Origin of the sequence: Streptomyces tendae, assembly GCF_014650435.1 — a bacterium.
GTDB classification, from domain to species: Bacteria; Actinomycetota; Actinomycetes; order Streptomycetales; family Streptomycetaceae; genus Streptomyces; species Streptomyces tendae.
Genome location: NZ_BMUY01000058.1, coordinates 1 through 2707, shown reverse-complemented (window position 1 = coordinate 2707; position 2707 = coordinate 1). Strand labels below are relative to the sequence as shown.

The 2707-nt window shown below is 69.3% G+C and carries 2 protein-coding genes and 2 pseudogenes; all 4 read left to right on the top strand.

Features of this window, described 5'->3' with window-relative positions:
- Positions 1 to 295 (top strand): annotated as a pseudogene (locus tag IE258_RS40485) (hypothetical protein); the annotation flags it as partial.
- Positions 296 to 297: 2 nt separating this feature from the next.
- Complete coding sequence (locus IE258_RS40480) at positions 298 to 2061, top strand: phage tail protein (protein WP_189750790.1); 1764 nt, start codon at positions 298 to 300, stop codon at positions 2059 to 2061.
- Positions 2062 to 2222: 161 nt separating this feature from the next.
- The gene (locus tag IE258_RS40475; RefSeq protein WP_189750789.1) at positions 2223 to 2600 is read left to right on the top strand and encodes a hypothetical protein; all 378 of its coding nucleotides are present in this window, start codon (positions 2223 to 2225) and stop codon (positions 2598 to 2600) included.
- Positions 2600 to 2707 (top strand): annotated as a pseudogene (locus IE258_RS40470) (N-acetylmuramoyl-L-alanine amidase); the annotation flags it as partial. The gene IE258_RS40475 and the pseudogene IE258_RS40470, both read left to right, overlap by 1 nt.

Genomic DNA, 2707 nt, shown 5'->3' with positions numbered 1-2707 from the left:
CCCGTCCGTCAACGGTGTCGACGTCCTCGGCAAGCGGGCCGCGTCCGAGCTGAAACGCCGCCGCGTCCTCGGACAGGTCGAGTCGATCACTGTCCGGGACCATCCGAACGCGCCTCTCGGATCGTGGCAGATCGGCGACGACGTGCACGTCACCGTCGCCAACCAGTGGGTGGTCTGGTCGGGGTGGGCAAGGGTTATTGCCGACTCCTACCGGCCGTCCGAATCCCCCGACCAGGCCGTCCTCACGTTGAAGAGGGCGGATTCCTACCACTACGGAAGCCCGGAGGCAGCCTAACCATGGCCCGTGATTTCGCCAGCGAACTCGCCCGGCTCACCCAGGAAGTCAAGGAGATCAAGAAGGGGCAAAGGTACGCGCACGGCGGGAGCATCGAGAACGCCGCCCTCGAGGTGAAGGACGACGCGGGCACGGTGCGGGCGGTGATCGGGGTGCAGCCGGACGGCACCGTCGGCCTGGTAGCCCACGACGGGCCCCCGCCCGGTGTCCCGTCCGCTCCGGTGGTGACGCCGACGATTGGCGGGCTGCGCGTGGTGTGGGACGGCACCCTCGCCGACGGCACCATGCTCCCCGCCGACTTCGACCACATCGCCGTCCACGTCTCCACCACGTCCGGGTTCATCCCGTCTGCGGACACGTATGCGGGGACGATCACGAAGGCCGGGGACGGGGGTGTGCTGCCGGTGCTGCCGCTGCCGTATGAGGCGCACTACGTGCGGCTGACCGCCGTCAACACCTCCGGTATCGCGGGCGCCCCCTCGACGGAGACGGAAGCCACCCCCATTCGGGTGGATGGCCCGGATCTCGAGGCCGGTTCCGTCACGGCCGCGACGATCGAGGCCGGGGCGGTCACGGCGGAGAAGCTGGAGGCGGTCCTCCAACTGGTGACCAGGCTGGTGGCCGGTGACCCGGCGGGGGCGCGGGTGGAGTTGAACGAGGACGGTCTGCGCGTCTACAGCGCGGGCGGCGCGCAGACGATCGCCTTCAACGCTGCGGACGGGTCGGGGTCGTTCACGGGTGCGGTGACCGGTTCGACGGTGACGGGTGGTCTGATCCAGACGGCGACGTCGGGGCAGCGGATCACCTTGAACGAAGCCGGACAAAACAAGATCATCGTCTACAACTCGTCCGGCACCGCCATTGGTGAACTGTCCGCCCAGGGAGTCCTCGTCGCAGGCACCAACGGCGCGGTCCTCGCCCTCGACCCAAACAGCACCTTCCCGAGCCTGCGCCTGACGAACGCGTCCCGCACCAACGAGGCCGTCATCAACGTCAGCGGCGCTAACGCGGTCCTCGGCCTCAACTCCGGAACTTTCCCGGCGGGCGGACAGACGTGGAAGTGGCGCACCCTGTACGGGCTGGAGGGCAGCCTTGATTTCTGGGCCGCTGAGCGGGTCCGCAACGACAACAACACCCTCTTCGAGGGCGGCCGAATCTACCTGGACAACACCGGCGCCATTTTCGGGTACCGGAACAGCGCTGACTCCACCCAAGACGCCACGGTGCGCTTCTCGCCGGGTCTGGCCCGGTTCTCTCAGGCGCGCACCGAGATGCACCCTGCCGCAAGCAACCTGTCCGCCTTGTATGTCAACGCCGCAGACGGACACACCGGGAACCTGCTGCGGTTGATGCTCAACGCCGTCGAGAAGTTCCGCGTCGACAAGGACGGCAACGCCTTCTCCAACAACCGCCCGGTGCCCGTGCCCGGCGCGTGGGCCAGCCTCACCGAAGGCGCCTGGTCCACCACCCCCGCCAGCACCACCTACCAGTCCATACGCATCCAGTCCGACGGCACCCGCGCCTACCTCGACGGCGCCGCCTCCACCAAAACCGGATTCACCGGCAACCAGAACGCGTTCACCATCCCCGCCGGGATGCGCCCCTTGAAGAACCACTTCTACGGGCTCGTCCGCGCCACCAGCGGTGACCCCCGCTTCCTCGGCTGCCTCGTCCAGTCCACCGGCACGATCACCGTGTACGCGTCCACCGCCGTCGCCACCACCGACACCTTCGATTTCTCCGACATTTCCTGGCCGCTCGACTAGCCAGCACCGGGGGCGGGCCCGGGGGGCAACACCCGGCCTGCCCCGCCCCTACTCTGATCACAACGGGTGACCCTCCACCCAAGCCCCACCCCAGAGGGACGGCCCCACCAGGGCCCGCCACCAAGCAGACCTGGGCGCGGGGAGATCCAGGAGTACGGGCCATGCCCGAACCCACCGAACAGCAGGACGAGCAGGCGCCTGCCCGCAAGAAGACCACGGCGGCGGTGCCCGAGCCCGTACCCGACACCACCACGGCCAGCGCCAGCGCCTACGAGCCCTACCCCGGCGCCGACTTCTTCCACGGCGGCCGACACAGCCTCGTCTTCACCGCCATGGCCGCCCGCCTCGCGCAGGAGGGCTGCACCGACAGCCGGCCCCTCGGCCCGGACTGGACGAACGCCCACCGCGACGCCTTCGCCCGCTGGCAGAAGCAGCTCCGCCCCAAGGAGGGCGGCGACGTGTCCGGCACTCCAGACGAGGTCGCCTGGGACAAGCTTCAGATCCCCCGCGTCACGCCGCTTCCCCGCCAGGAGGCGTGATGGCCACCCCCCTCGCCGCGTCCACGCTCGTCGCCGCCCTCAGAGCCGAGGGCTGCACCGTCGTGGAGTACAAGTCGTGGCGCACCCACAACCGCAACCACAAGGGC

What these genes read in the sequence shown, in the direction of transcription:
- IE258_RS40480 (WP_189750790.1), top strand. Translation starts at nt 298, where the DNA reads ATGGCCCGTGATTTCGCCAGCGAACTCGCCCGGCTCACCCAGGAAGTC.
- IE258_RS40475 (WP_189750789.1), top strand. Translation starts at nt 2,223, where the DNA reads ATGCCCGAACCCACCGAACAGCAGGACGAGCAGGCGCCTGCCCGCAAG.